General features: G+C 59.3%; 15 protein-coding genes. 8 read left to right on the top strand and 7 right to left on the bottom strand.

The window, feature by feature from the left end; translation table 11 throughout:
• Positions 1-34 precede the first annotated feature (34 nt).
• Positions 35-682: an RluA family pseudouridine synthase gene (locus tag ACR0ES_RS14235; protein WP_480871100.1), complete on the top strand. Its 648-nt coding sequence runs from the start codon at positions 35-37 to the stop codon at positions 680-682.
• Between the two features lie 2 nt (positions 683-684).
• Here the strand turns inward: ACR0ES_RS14235 and ACR0ES_RS14230 are convergent, their stop codons facing one another.
• Positions 685-876 (bottom strand): hypothetical protein, encoded by a 192-nt coding sequence (locus ACR0ES_RS14230; RefSeq protein WP_267363584.1) that lies wholly within the window; start codon positions 874-876, stop codon positions 685-687.
• A 104-nt stretch (positions 877-980) separates the two neighbouring features.
• On the opposite strand from ACR0ES_RS14230, the gene ACR0ES_RS14225 reads away from it, so the two are divergent.
• From ACR0ES_RS14225 to ACR0ES_RS14210, 4 genes are all read left to right on the top strand, one after another.
• Positions 981-1673, top strand: coding sequence for a helix-turn-helix transcriptional regulator (locus tag ACR0ES_RS14225; protein ID WP_480774077.1), 693 nt, complete (start codon positions 981-983; stop codon positions 1671-1673).
• A gap of 125 nt (positions 1674-1798) precedes the next feature.
• Positions 1799-2470: a YiaD family glycine zipper/OmpA-like lipoprotein gene (locus ACR0ES_RS14220; RefSeq protein ID WP_209505259.1), complete on the top strand. Its 672-nt coding sequence runs from the start codon at positions 1799-1801 to the stop codon at positions 2468-2470.
• A 122-nt stretch (positions 2471-2592) separates the two neighbouring features.
• Complete coding sequence (locus ACR0ES_RS14215; RefSeq protein ID WP_480774076.1) at positions 2593-3135, top strand: NADPH-dependent FMN reductase; 543 nt, start codon at positions 2593-2595, stop codon at positions 3133-3135.
• Between the two features lie 15 nt (positions 3136-3150).
• Complete coding sequence (locus ACR0ES_RS14210) at positions 3151-3942, top strand: HTD2 family dehydratase (RefSeq protein WP_480871098.1); 792 nt, start codon at positions 3151-3153, stop codon at positions 3940-3942.
• Here the strand turns inward: ACR0ES_RS14210 and ACR0ES_RS14205 are convergent.
• The gene (locus ACR0ES_RS14205; RefSeq protein WP_480774074.1) at positions 3934-4968 is read right to left on the bottom strand and encodes an NAD(P)/FAD-dependent oxidoreductase; all 1035 of its coding nucleotides are present in this window, start codon (positions 4966-4968) and stop codon (positions 3934-3936) included. The genes ACR0ES_RS14210 and ACR0ES_RS14205 overlap by 9 nt on opposite strands.
• Before the next feature lie 55 nt (positions 4969-5023).
• Between ACR0ES_RS14205 and mnmC2 the strand changes: the two genes are divergently transcribed.
• Together mnmC2 and ACR0ES_RS14195 are read left to right on the top strand one after the other, a co-directional pair.
• Positions 5024-5689: a tRNA (5-methylaminomethyl-2-thiouridine)(34)-methyltransferase MnmC2 gene (gene mnmC2 / locus ACR0ES_RS14200; RefSeq protein ID WP_480539591.1), complete on the top strand. Its 666-nt coding sequence runs from the start codon at positions 5024-5026 to the stop codon at positions 5687-5689.
• Positions 5686-6555 carry a DMT family transporter gene (locus tag ACR0ES_RS14195; RefSeq protein WP_480484082.1) on the top strand — a complete coding sequence of 290 codons (870 nt, stop codon included), beginning with the start codon at positions 5686-5688 and terminating at the stop codon, positions 6553-6555. The genes mnmC2 and ACR0ES_RS14195 overlap by 4 nt, the downstream gene beginning before the upstream one ends.
• Here the strand turns inward: ACR0ES_RS14195 and ACR0ES_RS14190 are convergent.
• Positions 6529-8502, bottom strand: a complete 1974-nt coding sequence (locus ACR0ES_RS14190; protein WP_480484081.1) for a lytic transglycosylase domain-containing protein — start codon at positions 8500-8502, stop codon at positions 6529-6531. The genes ACR0ES_RS14195 and ACR0ES_RS14190 overlap by 27 nt on opposite strands.
• Positions 8503-8635: 133 nt before the next feature.
• Here ACR0ES_RS14190 and dapA point away from each other — a divergent pair, with 133 nt between their 5' ends.
• Positions 8636-9508: a 4-hydroxy-tetrahydrodipicolinate synthase gene (gene dapA, locus ACR0ES_RS14185; protein ID WP_267363596.1), complete on the top strand. Its 873-nt coding sequence runs from the start codon at positions 8636-8638 to the stop codon at positions 9506-9508.
• Between the two features lie 133 nt (positions 9509-9641).
• Here the strand turns inward: dapA and ACR0ES_RS14180 are convergent, their stop codons facing one another.
• The 4 genes from ACR0ES_RS14180 to pta all read right to left on the bottom strand — a co-directional run.
• A complete protein-coding gene (locus ACR0ES_RS14180; RefSeq protein WP_480484080.1) occupies positions 9642-10514 on the bottom strand; it encodes a dimethyl sulfoxide reductase anchor subunit family protein in 873 nt (290 codons plus the stop codon).
• A complete protein-coding gene (locus tag ACR0ES_RS14175; protein WP_267363598.1) occupies positions 10514-11263 on the bottom strand; it encodes a 4Fe-4S dicluster domain-containing protein in 750 nt (249 codons plus the stop codon). Before ACR0ES_RS14175 ends, ACR0ES_RS14180 begins: the two co-directional genes overlap by 1 nt.
• 109 nt (positions 11264-11372) lie before the next feature.
• Entirely contained in the window at positions 11373-14192 is a 2820-nt protein-coding gene (locus ACR0ES_RS14170; protein ID WP_480871096.1) for a molybdopterin oxidoreductase family protein, read from the bottom strand.
• Positions 14193-14282: 90 nt separating this feature from the next.
• The coding region (gene pta / locus ACR0ES_RS14165) for a phosphate acetyltransferase (protein WP_480871094.1) at positions 14283-15289 on the bottom strand (1007 nt) is incomplete at its 5' end.

Below are 15289 nucleotides of genomic sequence, written 5' to 3'. Positions count from 1 at the left end.
GCGGGAAGGTGCGCGCTGAGATAGGCAGGCCCGCATGAGCGAAACCTATGCCCCCCCGCAAACCGCGCTGGACGTGCTGCACGAAGATGCGCAGCTGATTGTGGTGAACAAACCGTCGGGTCTGCTTTCCGTACCGGGGCGGGGCGAGCATCTGGCTGATTGCCTTCTGACACGCGTGCAGGCGGCTTTCCCTCAGGCGTTGCTTGTGCATCGACTGGACCGGGACACATCAGGTGTCATGGTTTTTGCCCAAACACCCCATGCGCAACGGCATCTGAGTATGCAGTTCGAAAAGCGGCAGACCCGGAAAACCTATATTGCCCGTGTCTGGGGGCGGATGGAGCCAAAGACCGGCACGGTTGACCTGCCGTTGATCGTGGACTGGCCCAACCGACCCAGACAAATGGTGTGTCATGATACGGGCAAACCTGCGGTCACCGATTGGCGCGTTGTGAAACATGAGGGCGAGACCTCTCGCGTGCGCCTGTTTCCCAAAACCGGGCGGTCTCATCAGCTGCGCGTTCATATGCAGGCATTGGGTCACCCGATCCTGGGCGATCCGTTCTATGCAACAGGTGCGGCGAGGGAGTTTCCCAGATTGATGCTGCATTCCGAAGAATTGCGCCTGAAGCATCCCGAGGGCGGGCATTCGATGAAGTTTCGCGCCCTGCCCGATTTCTGATCTCAGGCAATTCTGGCCCACAGCATCTTCAGGTTGCCCAGCGAAATGCGTCTTGTTCGTTTCGTCGAAACCGATTGGCGGCGATGGCGCTCCTGCGCGATCTCACGTTCAATCTCGAAGGCACGCAGTGTGTGGTCCTGTGACCATTGGCCAAGTTTCAGTGTCATCATGACGTGGTTGTCGAGGTGCGGCATTTCTTGGCTCCTTGTGTGATATCCCCCCATAATCGCGCGTCACTGCTGACAGCATGTTGTCAGTGGGGTGTGCTAGGGTGTCAGCAGAGTGTCAGGAGAATGCGATGCGCCGTTCGACCCGTTTGTTTGAAATCATCCAGATCTTGCGGGCCGCAAGTGCGCCGGTCACGGCAGAAGCACTGGCCACCCGGCTAGAGGTGTCCAGCCGCACTGTCTATCGTGACATTGCCGAATTGCAGGCCCAGCGAACACCTATCGAAGGTGAGGCCGGTGTCGGTTACATGATGCGGCGCGGTTACGATCTGCCGCCTCTGAATTTCGACGCGGAAGAGGTTGAAGCCCTGTGGGTTGGCCTGTCTCTTCTGGCGCGCACCGGCGACAGCCACCTGCAGCGCGCCGCCAGTCGGATCTGTCAGAAGATCGATGCGCTGCATAGCCCGACTGATTGGTTGCAGGTTTCACCCTGGGGGGCTCCGGCGGATGATCCCGAGAAGGGGTGTGTTTCTGTTTCGCATTACCGCGAAGCTATTCGGGCAGAACGGAAAATCCGCATCACTTACGTAGATGGTGAAGGCGAACAAACCATCCGCGTGGTGCGCCCACTGGCGCTGATCTATCACGTCGAATGTTCGTTGCTGGCAGGGTGGTGCGAGATGCGAAACGGCTTTCGCCATTTCAGAACCGATCGCATCTGGTCCAGTGAATACACTGACGAAGGATTTCTGGGGCAGGGTAAATCTTTGCGCGATCTCTGGCAGGAGCAACAGCACGCGGGCACCTTTGCGGAACCGGTATGAGTGGCCTTTGGCGGGTATTCGCCTATTTCACCGCATTGTTGCTTGAGCCTGTGAGCAAGCGCAGTGATATACTGGGTGAAATGGATCAAGCCCGAAGAACGGGTACCGGAGCAGAAGGTGATATCATGACGATTTCAAAGTTTTTCCTGGCGACAGGCTTGTGTTCAATCATGGCCGTGACGGCCTGTACCGATCCGGGCACCCTGACCGTGCAGAACGACCCCAATAAAAATACCAAGCAGGGTGCGGTTCTGGGGGGGCTTATCGGTGCGGGTGTCGGCGCGATCGCCAATAATTCGAACCCGGGTCTTGGGGCGCTGGCTGGTGCCGCCATTGGTGCCACAGGTGGCGGTCTGATCGGCAACCAGTTGGACAAGCAGGCTGCGGAATTGCGTCAGCAACTGGCAAATGACGGGATTACTATCGTCAATGCGGGTGACCGGCTGATCGTGACTGTTCCGAATGACATTACGTTTGACACGGACAGCTCGACCGTGCGCCCGGCGCTGCGGGCGGATCTGGTGAAAGTGGGCCAAAACCTTGTCAACTATCCCAACTCGAACGTGCAGATCATCGGTCATACCGACAGCGATGGTGACGCGTCTTATAATCAGGGATTGTCCGAGCGTCGCGCAAACGCGGTCGCGGATATCCTGCAGGCCAATGGTGTCAGCTACAGCCGTATCAGAACCTACGGTCAGGGTGAAAACAACCCGGTCGCGTCCAACCTGACGCCGCAAGGGAAAGCGCAAAACCGTCGGGTTGAGATTGTCGTAGTCCCCAGCGGAAACGCGTGATCCTGAAACGCAGGACCGGTCTGGCCCGGCCCCTGTTGCGCAATGACTGTGCGTCAATGGGGGTTTGGTCAGGGTCAATCTCGGTCTAACTATTGGGAAACACTGAAACGGAGTTGTCCCTGATGTCTCAACCGACCCTGCTTGGCCTGTCCGGCTCCCTGCGCAAGGGCGCGACGAACCGCAAATTGCTGCGCGAAGCGGCCCGGTTGTTCGACCCTGTCAGCTATACCGAAGCCGACCTGAACCTGCCGCTTTATGATGGCGATCTGGAGGATGCCGAAGGGATACCGGCACCTGTTCAGATGCTGGCCGACCAGATCGGGCAGGCAGATGCGGTGATCATCTCGACGCCCGAGTACAACAAAGGGCCTTCGGGTGTTCTGAAAAACGCTCTGGACTGGGTCAGCCGGACGAAAGGCAATCCATGGGCGAGCAAGCCGGTTGCTGTAATGTCGGCTGCGGGTGGCCGCGCCGGCGGGGAAAGGGCACAGATGATCCTGCGCGCCTGCATGGTGCCCTTTCAGCCCCGTATCTTGCAGGGTCCGGAAATTCACCTTGCTAACAGCTCGAATGAGTTCGACGATCAGGGTAGGTTGTTGTCCGAGCGATACGAAAACTCGCTGCACATGCTGATGCAGAAACTCAGGGCCGAGGCCGGTTTCTAAGCTTGGACTGCCCATATGTTGGAACAGCGTCAAAGCGATATCCTTGATCCGGCCCGTGCCGCATCGCTTCAGGTTGCGTTGGGCTCTGAGCCAACAATTGCCAAAGGCTCAGCTCTGCCGCCATTCTTCCATCAGCTCTATTTCTGGGCGCCGCAACCGCCTGCTGCGCTGGGGCGGGATGGGCATCCCAAGGTGGGTGGCCTGATCCCGGATATGGGATTGCCCCGCAGAATGTGGGCCGGTGGGCAATTGGAATTTCATGCACCACTGATCGCGGGTATCCCTGCTGACAGGACATCGGTTCTTGATAACCAAAGCACAAAAGAGGGGCGGTCCGGCCCGTTGGGTTTTGTCACTTTGCGCCACGAGATACGGCAAAGTGGCCAACTTTGTCTGACCGAATGGCAGGATCTTGTTTATCGTGAAGACCCCACGCCGGGTGTGACGGCTCAAACGCCGCCCCAGTCGCGCACGGATGAAACGGATGTCCGCGCGGTTGCGTTCGATACCACCCTGCTGTTTCGCTACTCGGCGCTGACCTTCAACGGCCATCGCATTCACTATGATCTGGACTATGCGCGTGATGTGGAAGGATATGAAGGGCTGGTTGTGCACGGGCCACTTCTGGCGCAGCTTCTGATGCTGTTTGCAGTTGATCTTGGCGGACCGCTCAAATCGTTTTCTTTCCGTGCGACCTCGCCGTTGATGCATTTCGAGACTGCCCAGCTGTGCCGGAACGGTCAGGACATGTGGGTGCGCGGCCCGGACGGGCGGGAATGCATGAAGGCTGTGGCCCTATCACAGTGAGGCTTCGGGGCGGAAGTCATCGGGGATCGAATCCCGATCCTCCAGCATCAGATCGGCCATGACTTCTGCCACTTTCGGAGCCATGCCAAATCCGATCTTGAAGCCGCCATTGGCGATGAATTGACCCTGGTGCAACGGATGCAGGCCCAACATCGGGGCGCGACTTTTGCTGCGAGGACGCACCCCAGCCCAACGTTCGATCACCTCGGCCCCGTGCAAAAGCGGCAGCGCGCGCGTGGCGCGGTCTATGACATCGTCCAAAGCACTGTCTGTGCTGGTCGGGTCGTCATAATCCCGTTCAGACGTTGATCCGATTGCCAGCGTTCCGTCCGCATGTGGCACGATATGGACCGCATCTGCGAATAGCTGTGGCATCTCTCCTGCATCAAAGCGCAACAGGGCGGCCTGACCTTTGACACCGTTTCCGACGGTTTTTCCGTACGCGTCGTTCAGTTCCAGTAATCCTGCTAGGCCCGTGGCGTGGACAACCTGTCCTTTATCATCGGCGTTACTGACAACGTGAACGCCCATCACCTCAAGGGCTGCAACCAACGCAGCGCAGGCCCGCCGGGGATGCATGCGCGCTGTCAGTGTATCGCGGATGACAAAGCCGGTGGGGCTGGGCGGGCACCACGATCCGGCCTGCGATGTTTTGATCACCCGCCACTCTGCCAGCCCCTGCCAAAGTTGATCGGCTGAACCTTCGCGTTGCCGGGCCAGATCAAGGCTGCGGGTGTCAGGAATGGGTTGAAGACGGCCCAGACGGCCATAGCCGGGGGAAACGCCGCCGGTACCCTCGACCTGCTGCCAAAAGGGTTCAGCCATGATCAGGCTGTCGAACTGAAAAGCTTTCTTGGCGTTCCAGTTTTCGGGCACATGCGGGGCCAAGGCCCCCACCAGACCGCCACTGGACCCGGAGCCCGGCCCAAAAGGGTCGACAACCTGTACCTTCGCGCCCCGCCGGGCGCAGGTCCAGGCGATGGACAGGCCGAAAATTCCTGCCCCGCGAACCGTCACATCGACCATTGCCAATTCCCTTTTCCTTGTTCAGTGTCGCGCCGCTTAGCTACAGGATTCCCCGATGGCAGACCAGCACGCCGAATTAACGTGGACCGAGGATCAGATACCGGTCTCGGACCGTTTCGACGATCCCTATTACTCGTTGCAGAACGGGCTGGAAGAGACGCGCCATGTGTTTCTGGCAGGCAATGATCTGCCAGAACGCTTTGCGCCGGGGTTTCATATTGCCGAGTTGGGCTTTGGCACCGGTCTGAACCTGCTGACGGTTTGGTCTGAATGGGAGAAATCCGGCCAAACAGGCCCGCTTCGGTTCACCAGTTTCGAAGCCTTTCCCATGGCCACGGATGATATGCGTCACGCGCTTGAGGCCTTCCCCGAGTTACACCCGTGGAGCAGCCGGTTTCTAGCCCATTGGACAGGTCACGCCTGCAATCTTGAAACCCTTCAATGCGAAGTGATCATCGGCGATGCGCGCAACAGCCTGCCGCAATGGGCAGGCATGGCCAACGCCTGGTTCCTTGACGGGTTCTCTCCGGCTAAGAACCCTGAATTGTGGGGGGCAGAGCTGATGCAGCAAGTGGCGGCGCATACTGCCACCGATGGCACGGCAGCCACATATACGGCCGCCGGGTTTGTTCGCCGCGGGCTTCAGGATGCCGGTTTCACCGTCACCCGTACATCCGGCTATGGCCGCAAGCGGCACATGACGCGGGCGCTCAAGGCATGACGCAGAAAAACAATGCAGGTGCGGGTATCGCCCTGATGGTGGGCGCGACGATTGTCTTTGCCTTGCAGGACGGTATCTCACGCCATTTGGCCGGAACCTATAACACCTACATGGTGGTGATGATCCGCTATTGGTTCTTTGCGGCCTTTGTCATTGCATTGGCGGCGCGATCTTCCGGCGGGTTAAGGGCGGCCATGCAGACGAACCAGATGGGGCTTCAGATACTGCGGGGCCTGCTGCTGGCCACCGAGATCTGCGTCGCCGTGTTCGGTTTCACAGTGCTCGGTCTGATCGACAGTATGGCCGTTTTCATAAGCTATCCCCTGCTTGTCGCCGCGCTGAGCGGTCCGGTTCTGGGTGAAAAGGTTGGATGGCGGCGCTGGGTTGCGATCGGTGTCGGTTGCATTGGTGTTCTGATCATTCTGCAGCCGGGCGTTGGTGTTTTTGATCCTTGGGCCGTCATACCGCTGATCTCGGCGTTTTTGTTTGCGATTTACGGCCTGCTGACGCGCTACGTCGCACGTCAGGACAGCACGGCCACCAGCTTTTTCTGGACCGGCGTTGTTGGTGCCATCGCCATGACCCTTTTTGGAATGTGGTTCTGGGAGCCAATGGCCCGCAGCGACTGGCTGTGGATGGCGTTGCTGTGCGTCAGCGGGGCAACGGGGCACTGGCTGCTGATCAAATGTTATGAGATGGCCGAAGCCAGCGCCGTCCAACCCTTCGCCTATTTCCACCTTGTCTGGAGCGCGATTCTGGGGATTTCGATCTTTGGTGAAAAACTGCGCCCCGAAGTTGTCACGGGCGCAGCGATTGTTGTGGCCGCAGGTCTGTTTACCTTATGGCGCGAACGCCGCCAGCGATGATCCGATCAGTTCCTGCGAAAACGGAACCGGCAGGGCGGGCTGCCCCAGACGGGCGCGGTAGACCGGCAGGCTTTCGGTCACGCGCATCACATAATTGCGCGTTTCATTGAACGGAATGGTCTCAATCCAGTCTACGATATCCACCTCACCGGTGCGCGGATCACCATAGCGTTCCATCCACGAGATCGGGCGCTTTGGACCGGCATTGTATCCAGCCGCCATCATGACGACATTCCCGTTGAACTCGGTTGCAAGGCCCGAAAGATAGTTGGCGCCAAGCTTGGCATTGTATTGCCAGTCCGACGTCAACCGACCGGTCTGATGGCCGCTGAGTATCCCCAGTTCTCCAGCCACCAGCTTGGCTGTTGCAGGCATCACTTGCATCAGGCCGCGCGCCCCCGCGCCGCTGACGACAACCGGATCAAATTCGCTTTCGCGCCGCGCGATGGCCAGCGTCATTTCCTTGGCCATTGGCAGGCGCATGTCGGCCACCGGATGAACCGGGTAATAGGCCGCAGGCAAAACGGTGCCGGTGGTCGCTGCCCGCTTGGCGATCATCACGGCCAGATGTGGCTGTTTCAGCTCAATCGCAAGGTCGCCCAACTGATTGGCCTGCACAGGGTCAAGACCTTCGACAAGATGGGTCAGGAACCTCTCGGACAAGTTGTCTTCGCCGGCCTTGAGCAACAGCAGCCCGGCTTCCAGAACGCTGGAATCGGCGAAATCTGCCTGACGCCAATGCGGGGCGCGACGCGGATTGGCCAGTTCCTTGTCAAATGGTCGTCCGATCCGTTCCGCCGCCAGAAGACCATAAAAAGAGGTCTGATGGTCCGCGCCCATGGCGTAGGCCTCATAGGCTTTGTCTGCGTCCCCAAGCTCGGCGTAAGCCCGCCCCAGCCAATAGCCGCCGCGCCCTTTCGAGATTGGCGATTGCACGGCATCCGAAAAATTCTGGAAGTGTCGCACGGCTGTGGCGGGGTCATTCAGTTTGCGCAGGGCCAAAAACCCGGCCAGCCACTCCAGATCCGCATAGGAATATCCCATTTCCGGGGTCATATGGTGCTTGGCCGCTACGTCATAAGCACGCGCCGCCCGCCCCGATCGCATCTCGAGCCGGGCCAGACGGCGACGACCCTCGGCCCATTTGTCAGGCTCGCCCAGGGCTTCCGGTCCGCTTGACCGTGCCAGCATCAGGTCGACGGCGCTGTCATCCAGTTCTTTCTTGTCCCGCCAGACAAAACGGTCGAATGCCAGCCCCGGCGTATCTGCCAGCGACTTCGGCACCGCCGCCACCTTGCCGTCAACGCCTGGCTGGCGTTTCTGCAATGCGATCCGCGCTTCGGCCAACTTGCGCTCGTCGGTGCTGACTAAGGGCAGCATCTGTTCTGCGCTGACCAAATGGCCATCCCACAGCATCCGGTCCAGCCGCGCGGCATGGTGCGGCTTCAGCAGTTTGGCAAAATTCTCCAGATAGTCCTTTTGCAACCCCGACCCCATCGGCATGGTACGCCAGGCTGTCACGATATCGGCTTCCGCCTCGCCAATGCGCCCTTTGGCCTTAAGGGCCACCGCATAGTTCAGCGCGCCTTCAGCAGTCTGAGGGGGCAAGCCAGCGTAAAACTTCAGAACTCTGTCGGGATCGGCCCCGGTAAAGACCGGCTCGCTCTTGCGGCGCAGCCAGTCCAGCCCGGGCCAGTCCGGGCGGCGTTCGAGAAACACCAGCACATCGCCCGAGCTGCCAAATCCCTCACGTAACCAGTGCCAGACGATGACATCGCGCGAGACCGAGCCGCGCTGGCCCGATACGCGCAGCGCCGCATTCCAGTCGCCCTTGCGCATTTCATACAGCCCGGAGCGCAAATCATCGGCCGCATCCGCGCGTGCGGCTTGCGGTGTCGTCACTGCGTATAGAATCAAACCGGTCAACAGTGCCAGAAAGCGTGTCATCCCTTGCATTTCCCAACCAACCGAGGATAGAGCCTGTGAGGATAAACCCTGCGCCGGCGGGATCAACTCACAAAGCTGGAAACGTGAGTGACCAGGGCGCAAAAACCGCAATATGCACCTTAAGGAGCGTGTCATGTTCAAAGGCTCGATGCCAGCCCTCGTCACTCCGTTCAACAACGGCGAGTTGGACCTGAAGACGCTTAAACATCTGGTTGAATGGCAGATCTCCGAAGGCTCGACCGGGCTGGTGCCTGTTGGAACCACCGGCGAAAGCCCGACGCTCAGCCACGACGAACACGAAACGGTCATCGAAGAAGTGGTCAAAACGGCTGCTGGCCGTGTTCCGGTTATTGCCGGTGCCGGGTCGAACAACACGGTCGAAGCCGTCCGGTTCGTTCAGTTCGCCGAAAAAGTTGGTGCCGATGCGGCGCTGGTTGTCACGCCTTACTACAACAAACCGACTCAACGCGGCCTGATCGCGCATTTCCAAGCCCTGCACGAGGCTGCGGATATTCCGATCATCATCTACAACATTCCCGGGCGATCGGTCATCGACATGACCCCGGCCACCATGGGCGAACTGGCCCGGTTGCCGCGTATTGTCGGGGTCAAGGATGCGACGGGCGATCTGGCGCGCGTCAGCCAGCAGCGTGCGATCTGTGGCAAGGACTTCTGCCAGCTATCCGGTGAAGACGCCACTGCACTGGGTTTTAACGCCCATGGCGGTGTCGGATGCATTTCAGTCACCGCAAACGTGGCTCCCAGGCTATGCGCCGAATTCCAGCAGGCCACATTGTCGGGCGATTATGCAAAGGCACTGGAATACCAGGACAAGCTGATGCCGCTGCACGAAGCGATCTTTATAGAACCCGGGTTGGTCGGCGCCAAATACGCGCTCAGCAAACTGGGTCTCTGCAGCACCGAAGTCCGCTCACCTCTGACTGAGCTGGAAGACAACACAAAAGCCGCGATTGATGCGGCAATGGCACACGCGGGCCTCATCTAACCCGGCCTTCAGAAACCAGTAAAGGCGGCCTCGACTACCGAGTGCCGCCTTTTTGGTTTTCAGGATCCAAACTTCATCTGGCCAAAAATATCCCGGGGGAGCCGCGGCTTGCCGCGGCGGGGGCAGAGCCCCCTCAGCGTTTGCCGTAATAAAGCCCTACGACATGTTCAGCCTGCGCAAAGAACAACCAGCGCGAGGTCGCGATGCCTGCCAGATGCGATGCCACTGCCAGCAGGGCCAGGAAATGGTTGAATGGCAGGACCAGAAACAGAACCGGCAGGACAAAGGCCAATACAAACGAGATCACCCTTAGCTTATCGGCATGTTTGCGCCCGACCACATGAACAAACTCACGCAGCAGATAGTTGGTACCGGTATGCGGTGGCTCGAACGCTCTGACGGTACCCCGGTTACCCAAACCTGTGGCTGTGCCCAGATTCGTTCCGGATGCTTCCAGCGCTTTGTCGCCTTTCTTCCAATACAGGATTTGAACCAAAGCGGCGATCAGCAGAAGCGGAATGGCAACCCGTGTCTGGCCAGCCAGCAACGCACCACCTGCCAGGCTGAAGCTCAGGAACATGGCGGGGGTCAGGTTCATATTCCAGCGCGGGATGGTCTTGAGTTGCGTGTAGATCATCGAAGTCGTGAACACGGTCGCCAGTGACATCAACGCTCCGATCCAACCCAGCAGGCTCCATTGCCGATCCAGAAACACCACGCCAATCGCGTAAAGCCCCATGACGACCAGGGCGAGCACGGCACACCAGCCCTCACGGCTGAGCCAGCTCGTTTTCCATTGAGTAAAAGCCTTCCAGGCCCGTTCTGGGTGGCCGAGATGGAAGGTCGAGGCCATCAGCCCTCCGACGGCCAGACCGTAAGCAATGGCGAAGAACACAAAGGCCACCCAACCCGAGACAGCCGGAAGGCCAAGACCAAGAAAGAAGAGCAGGCCGAAGCCCAGACCGGACAGGGTGGTAAAGAGGATGACGGAGGGTGCAGGATGCATCAGAGTTTCTCCAACGTCTTGTCGAGCCAGCCGAGGAAGCCCTTGGGCTCTTCAGCGACAGGTGCCAACAGGGGGGCCAGGATGTCGATCTGATCTTCCACCGTGTCTTTCGGGCGCGGCGGCAGATATTTATTGACGGGTTTGGTGCCCATTTCGGGCATCAGGTCCATTCCGCCGCGATCCGCAACAAGCTTGCTGACGTCGCTGTCCGGATCGCCCAGATCGCCAAAGTGCCGCGCGCCCGCCGGACAGGTTCGGACACAGGAGGGAATCCGGTCCACCTCGGGCAGGTTCTCGTTATAGATCCGGTCGACGCAGAGTGTGCATTTCTTCATCACCCCCTCGGCCTTGTCCAGTTCACGCGCGCCATAGGGGCAGGACCAGGCACACAGGCCGCACCCGATACAGTCGCTTTCATTAACCAGCACGATGCCATCTTCGACCCGCTTGTAGCTGGCCCCGGTCGGGCACACGGTAACACAGGGCGCATCTTCGCAATGCAGGCAGGATTTAGGGAAATGGATCAGTTGCGCGTGCCCTTCCGCCGGTTGCACCTCGTAGGAATGCACGCGGTTCAAGAAAGTGCCCGAAGGATTGGCGCCATAGGCATCCTGATCGGACAGTGGCGCGCCATAATTCTCCGTGTTCCAGCCTTTGCAGGAAATCACGCAGGCATGGCAACCAACGCAGGTGTCCAGGTCGATCACCAGACCCATCTTGCGCTCGGTGGAGTTCGGTAGCTGGGTCATGTCAGGATACCTGTGCTGTTGAGGACGGGTGAGGGGGCCAGCCCCCTCTTGAGCCTGCGGCTCAATTCACCCCCGGGATATTTGTGGCCAGATGAAGTGCGGATCCGGGTCATTTGCCCACCTTCCACGCCAAATTCGCAGGGCCCGTTCCTACCGGTGATTTGATTGGGTCAAAATGAGGCTGGCTTTGGGCATCGGCGGGCGCGTCGGCCTTTTCGATTTTCACCTTCAGGTCAAACCATGCGGCCTGACCAGTAATGGGGTCGGAATTGGCCCAACGTAGCCCGTCGCCTTTTGGCGGCAGCAATTCGTGGATCAGGTGGTTGAGCAGGAAACCCTTGGTGGCCTCGGGCGCGTCCTCTTGCAGGGCCCAGGCGCCTTTGCGCTTGCCGATGGCGTTCCATGTCCAGACGGTGTTGTCGTTCAGCGCGGCCATTTCCATCACAGGGACGGTGATCTCACCATGAGGGGATGTGATTTTAGCCCAATCTCCGTCGCTCAGCCCATGCTTGCGCATCAGCCTGGTCGGAACATAAAGCGGATTTCGCCCGTGCAACTGCCGCAGCCAGGCGTTTTGCGTGCCCCAGCTGTGATACATCGCCATCGGGCGCTGGGTCAGCGCGTTGACTGTGAAGCCGTCGTTGCCGTGCTGATCGGTTTCGTACCAGATCGGAAGCGGGTCCATCGTGTCTTTGATCCGCTGGCGCAGATGATCAGGCGGCTGTCGGTCGCCATGGCCTTCGGCTGCCAGCTGAAACTTGCGCATCGGTTCGGAGTAGAGTTGGAATAGGTATGGCTGCGGGCTGTCATAGAGCCCCATGCCCACGGCCCATTCCTGATAGGCTGCATTCCACGGTTTGTAGTAATCCGCGCCTTGCGGGATATGCGCCACGTAGAAGCCACCGTTTTCGATATAGCGGTTCAACTGATCCGGGTTGACCTCTCCGCGCCCTTCCTTGTCGGCGTTTTCACCGCGGAATCCGGCCAGCGGGCCAATACCCGGCTTGCGTTCGTGATTGACGATGTAGTCGGCGTAATCGACCCATTTTGCGCTGCCGTCTTCATGGGTGAAACCCGGAAGTTTCATTCGGTTAGCGAGATCGATCAATACTGACTGAAATCCGCGCACGTCGCGGTCCGGTTCGATCACAGGCCAGCGGATTGCGTCAGCGGCCGCATCCGCCTCGCAAATCGGGCGATCCAGCAGCGAGATACAGTCGTGGCGTTCGAGGTAGGTCGTGTCCGGCAGGATGAGGTCCGCGTAAGCCACCATCTCGGAAGAATAGGCGTCCGAATAGATGATGCGCGGGATTACGTAATCGCCGTTTTCATCTTTGTCCGTCAGCATCTCGATGACACCCTTGGTGTTCATGGTCGAGTTCCACGACATGTTGGCCATGTACATGAACAGCGTATCGATCTTGTACGGGTCGCCCGCATGTGCGTTCGAGATCACCATATGCATCAGCCCGTGACTGGACATCGGGTTTTCCCAGGTGAACGCCTTGTCGATCCGCGCGGGGCTGCCATCTTCCTTCAGTGCAAGGTGTTCCGGGCCGCGGACAAACCCCAGATGCGGGCCATCCAGCGGAGAATTGGGCGTCACCTTGCAATGCGGTGTCGGGTGCGCCTCGACCGGTTTGGGGTAGGGGGGCTTGAAGCGGAAGCCGCCGGGAACCTCGACCGTGCCAAGGATGATCTGCAGCACATGCAGCGCGCGGCAGGTCTGGAAACCATTGGCATGAGCCGAAACGCCGCGCATCGAGTGCATCGCGACAGGGCGGCCAATCATCTTGGTGTGTTTCTCGCCCCGGAAATCGGTCCATTCGTGATCGAGCTCAAACGCCTCGTCAAAGGCGACACGCGCCAGTTCCGCTGCAATCGCGCGAATGCGATTGGCGGGGATACCGCATTTTTCGGCAACAGCTTCGGGCGCGTGCTCCTCGGACAGGTATTTTTCCGCCATCAAGTGAAATACAGGGCGATGAACGACACCGTCGTTTTCGTAGACCGCCGACAAATCCGGGCGAACGCCAGGCGTATCGAAAGCCGTCAGCTTGCCTGTATTCCGGTCGATGACCAGAGGCTTTCCGTCATCGTCGCGCAGGAACAGGCCTCTTCCGGCGCCTTCGGACGCGTTCACCAAAACCGGGGCATTGGTATAGCGGCTGAGATAGTCGAGATCGATCTTTCCGGCTTTCATCAGCACATGGATCAACGACAGGATGAACAGCCCGTCAGTTCCCGGTGTGATGCCGACCCAATCATCAGCGACGGCGTTGTATCCGCTGCGGATGGGGTTGACGCCGATAACACGTGCACCGCGCGCCTTGATCTTTCCAATACCCATTTTGATCGGGTTGGAGTCGTGGTCTTCGGCCACGCCAAACAACATGAACAGTTTGGTGTGGTCCCAATCAGGCTGGCCGAATTCCCAGAATGCGCCGCCCATCGTATAAATGCCGCCCGCAGCCATATTGACCGAACAAAAGCCTCCATGCGCCGCATAGTTGCAAGTTCCGAAATTTTGCGCCCAGAAGCTGGTGAAGCTCTGGCTTTGGTCCCGTCCGGTGAAAAAGGCCAGCTTTTCCGGGTTGTCTTTGCGGATTGGCTCCAGCCAGCTGACCGCCAGTTCCAGCGCTTCGTCCCAGCTGATCTCTTCAAATTCACCCGAGCCACGCGGGCCGACCCGTTTCAGTGGCTTGCGCAGGCGCGAGGGGGCATTGACCTGCATGATCCCGGCGGATCCCTTGGCACACAGGACACCCTTGTTCACCGGGTGGTCGCGATTGCCTTCGATATAAGCAACCTTGCCGTCTTTCATGTGGACGTTGATGCCGCATCGGCAGGCGCACATGTAGCAGGTGGTCCTGCGGATTTCGTCCGAGACTTTCGGTGACGTATCAAGGATCGGCTGCTGATGGGTCATTTGCGGGTCCAGTTGGTTATGTCAGGAGGATTTTGTCAGTTTCCTCGGTACTTTAGAACATCGTTCCGGGAACGGTGCGAAAATTAAGTGTCACAGTCCAGTTGCCTGCAGCGCGGTCACGGCGATCATCTGGGTCACATCCTCGGCGCTGCATCCGCGGGACAGGTCGTTGGCGGGTTTGGCCAGCCCCTGCAAAACCGGACCGATAGCGGTGTAGCCCCCCAACCTTTGGGTGATCTTGTAGCCGATATTACCAGCATCAAGGTTGGGAAAGATCATCACGTTGGCCTGCCCGGCGACAGACGATCCCGGCGATTTTCGCTCGCCAACCGAAGGTACAAAGGCGGCGTCAAATTGCAATTCACCGTCGACATTCAGGTCCGGCGCGGCTTGGCGCAGCGCCTCAGTGGCCTCGATCACTTTGTCCACGTCGGGATGCTTGGCGCTGCCCTTGGTGGAAAAGCTGAGCATCGCGATCTTTGGATCGACCTGCAGCAGCGTCCGGGCCGATGTGGCGGATGCGATGGCGATCTTGCTCAGCTCGCTCGCGGTCGGATTGATGACCAGCCCGCAATCGGAATACAGCATCGCCCGCGCCCCGGGCTGAGCGTTTTCCGGCGGGTACATCAGGAAGAAAGACGACACCATTCCTGCATCGGGGGCCATGCCAATCACCTGGATCGCCGCACGGACGATTTCGCCGGTCGTGTGAACGGCCCCGCCTACGGTGCCGGTGGCGCGTCCGCTGCGCACCAGCATGGCGGCATAGACGGGGGGTGTTTCAACGGCAGCACGGGCTTTGGCCCGATCGACGCCTTTATGCTGGCGCAGTTCGAAAAAGGTCTGGGCAAATTCTTCGGTCAGGTCCGAAGTCACAGGGTCATGGATCTCAACGCCCTGAGAGGCCGCAGCCCCCTGATCTTTCAGGGCTGCTTCGACCTCGGCGTACGGGCCAACCAGAATGATATCGGCCAGATTGGCCCTCTGCGCGTTGAGGGCCCCTTTTGTGATGCGGGGGTCGTTGCCTTCGCTGAGGGCGATTATGGGACGGGTGGCCGGAGCGTTTTGCCGCAACAGCTCGACGGGTGTCAGGGTCA

The sequence above is a fragment of the Ruegeria sp. N7 genome (assembly GCF_056531345.1).
The sequence above is the reverse complement of the archived record's forward strand: the minus strand, read 5'-3'. Positions and strand labels throughout refer to the sequence as shown.

What these genes read in the sequence shown, in the direction of transcription:
- ACR0ES_RS14180 (WP_480484080.1), bottom strand. Translation starts at nt 10,514, where the DNA reads ATGCATCCTGCACCCTCCGTCATCCTCTTTACCACCCTGTCCGGTCTG.
- mnmC2 (WP_480539591.1), top strand. Translation starts at nt 5,024, where the DNA reads ATGGCAGACCAGCACGCCGAATTAACGTGGACCGAGGATCAGATACCG.
- ACR0ES_RS14215 (WP_480774076.1), top strand. Translation starts at nt 2,593, where the DNA reads ATGTCTCAACCGACCCTGCTTGGCCTGTCCGGCTCCCTGCGCAAGGGC.
- ACR0ES_RS14190 (WP_480484081.1), bottom strand. Translation starts at nt 8,502, where the DNA reads ATGACACGCTTTCTGGCACTGTTGACCGGTTTGATTCTATACGCAGTG.
- ACR0ES_RS14230 (WP_267363584.1), bottom strand. Translation starts at nt 876, where the DNA reads ATGCCGCACCTCGACAACCACGTCATGATGACACTGAAACTTGGCCAA.
- dapA (WP_267363596.1), top strand. Translation starts at nt 8,636, where the DNA reads ATGTTCAAAGGCTCGATGCCAGCCCTCGTCACTCCGTTCAACAACGGC.
- ACR0ES_RS14210 (WP_480871098.1), top strand. Translation starts at nt 3,151, where the DNA reads ATGTTGGAACAGCGTCAAAGCGATATCCTTGATCCGGCCCGTGCCGCA.
- ACR0ES_RS14175 (WP_267363598.1), bottom strand. Translation starts at nt 11,263, where the DNA reads ATGACCCAGCTACCGAACTCCACCGAGCGCAAGATGGGTCTGGTGATC.
- ACR0ES_RS14220 (WP_209505259.1), top strand. Translation starts at nt 1,799, where the DNA reads ATGACGATTTCAAAGTTTTTCCTGGCGACAGGCTTGTGTTCAATCATG.
- ACR0ES_RS14235 (WP_480871100.1), top strand. Translation starts at nt 35, where the DNA reads ATGAGCGAAACCTATGCCCCCCCGCAAACCGCGCTGGACGTGCTGCAC.
- ACR0ES_RS14205 (WP_480774074.1), bottom strand. Translation starts at nt 4,968, where the DNA reads ATGGTCGATGTGACGGTTCGCGGGGCAGGAATTTTCGGCCTGTCCATC.
- ACR0ES_RS14225 (WP_480774077.1), top strand. Translation starts at nt 981, where the DNA reads ATGCGCCGTTCGACCCGTTTGTTTGAAATCATCCAGATCTTGCGGGCC.
- ACR0ES_RS14195 (WP_480484082.1), top strand. Translation starts at nt 5,686, where the DNA reads ATGACGCAGAAAAACAATGCAGGTGCGGGTATCGCCCTGATGGTGGGC.
- ACR0ES_RS14170 (WP_480871096.1), bottom strand. Translation starts at nt 14,192, where the DNA reads ATGACCCATCAGCAGCCGATCCTTGATACGTCACCGAAAGTCTCGGAC.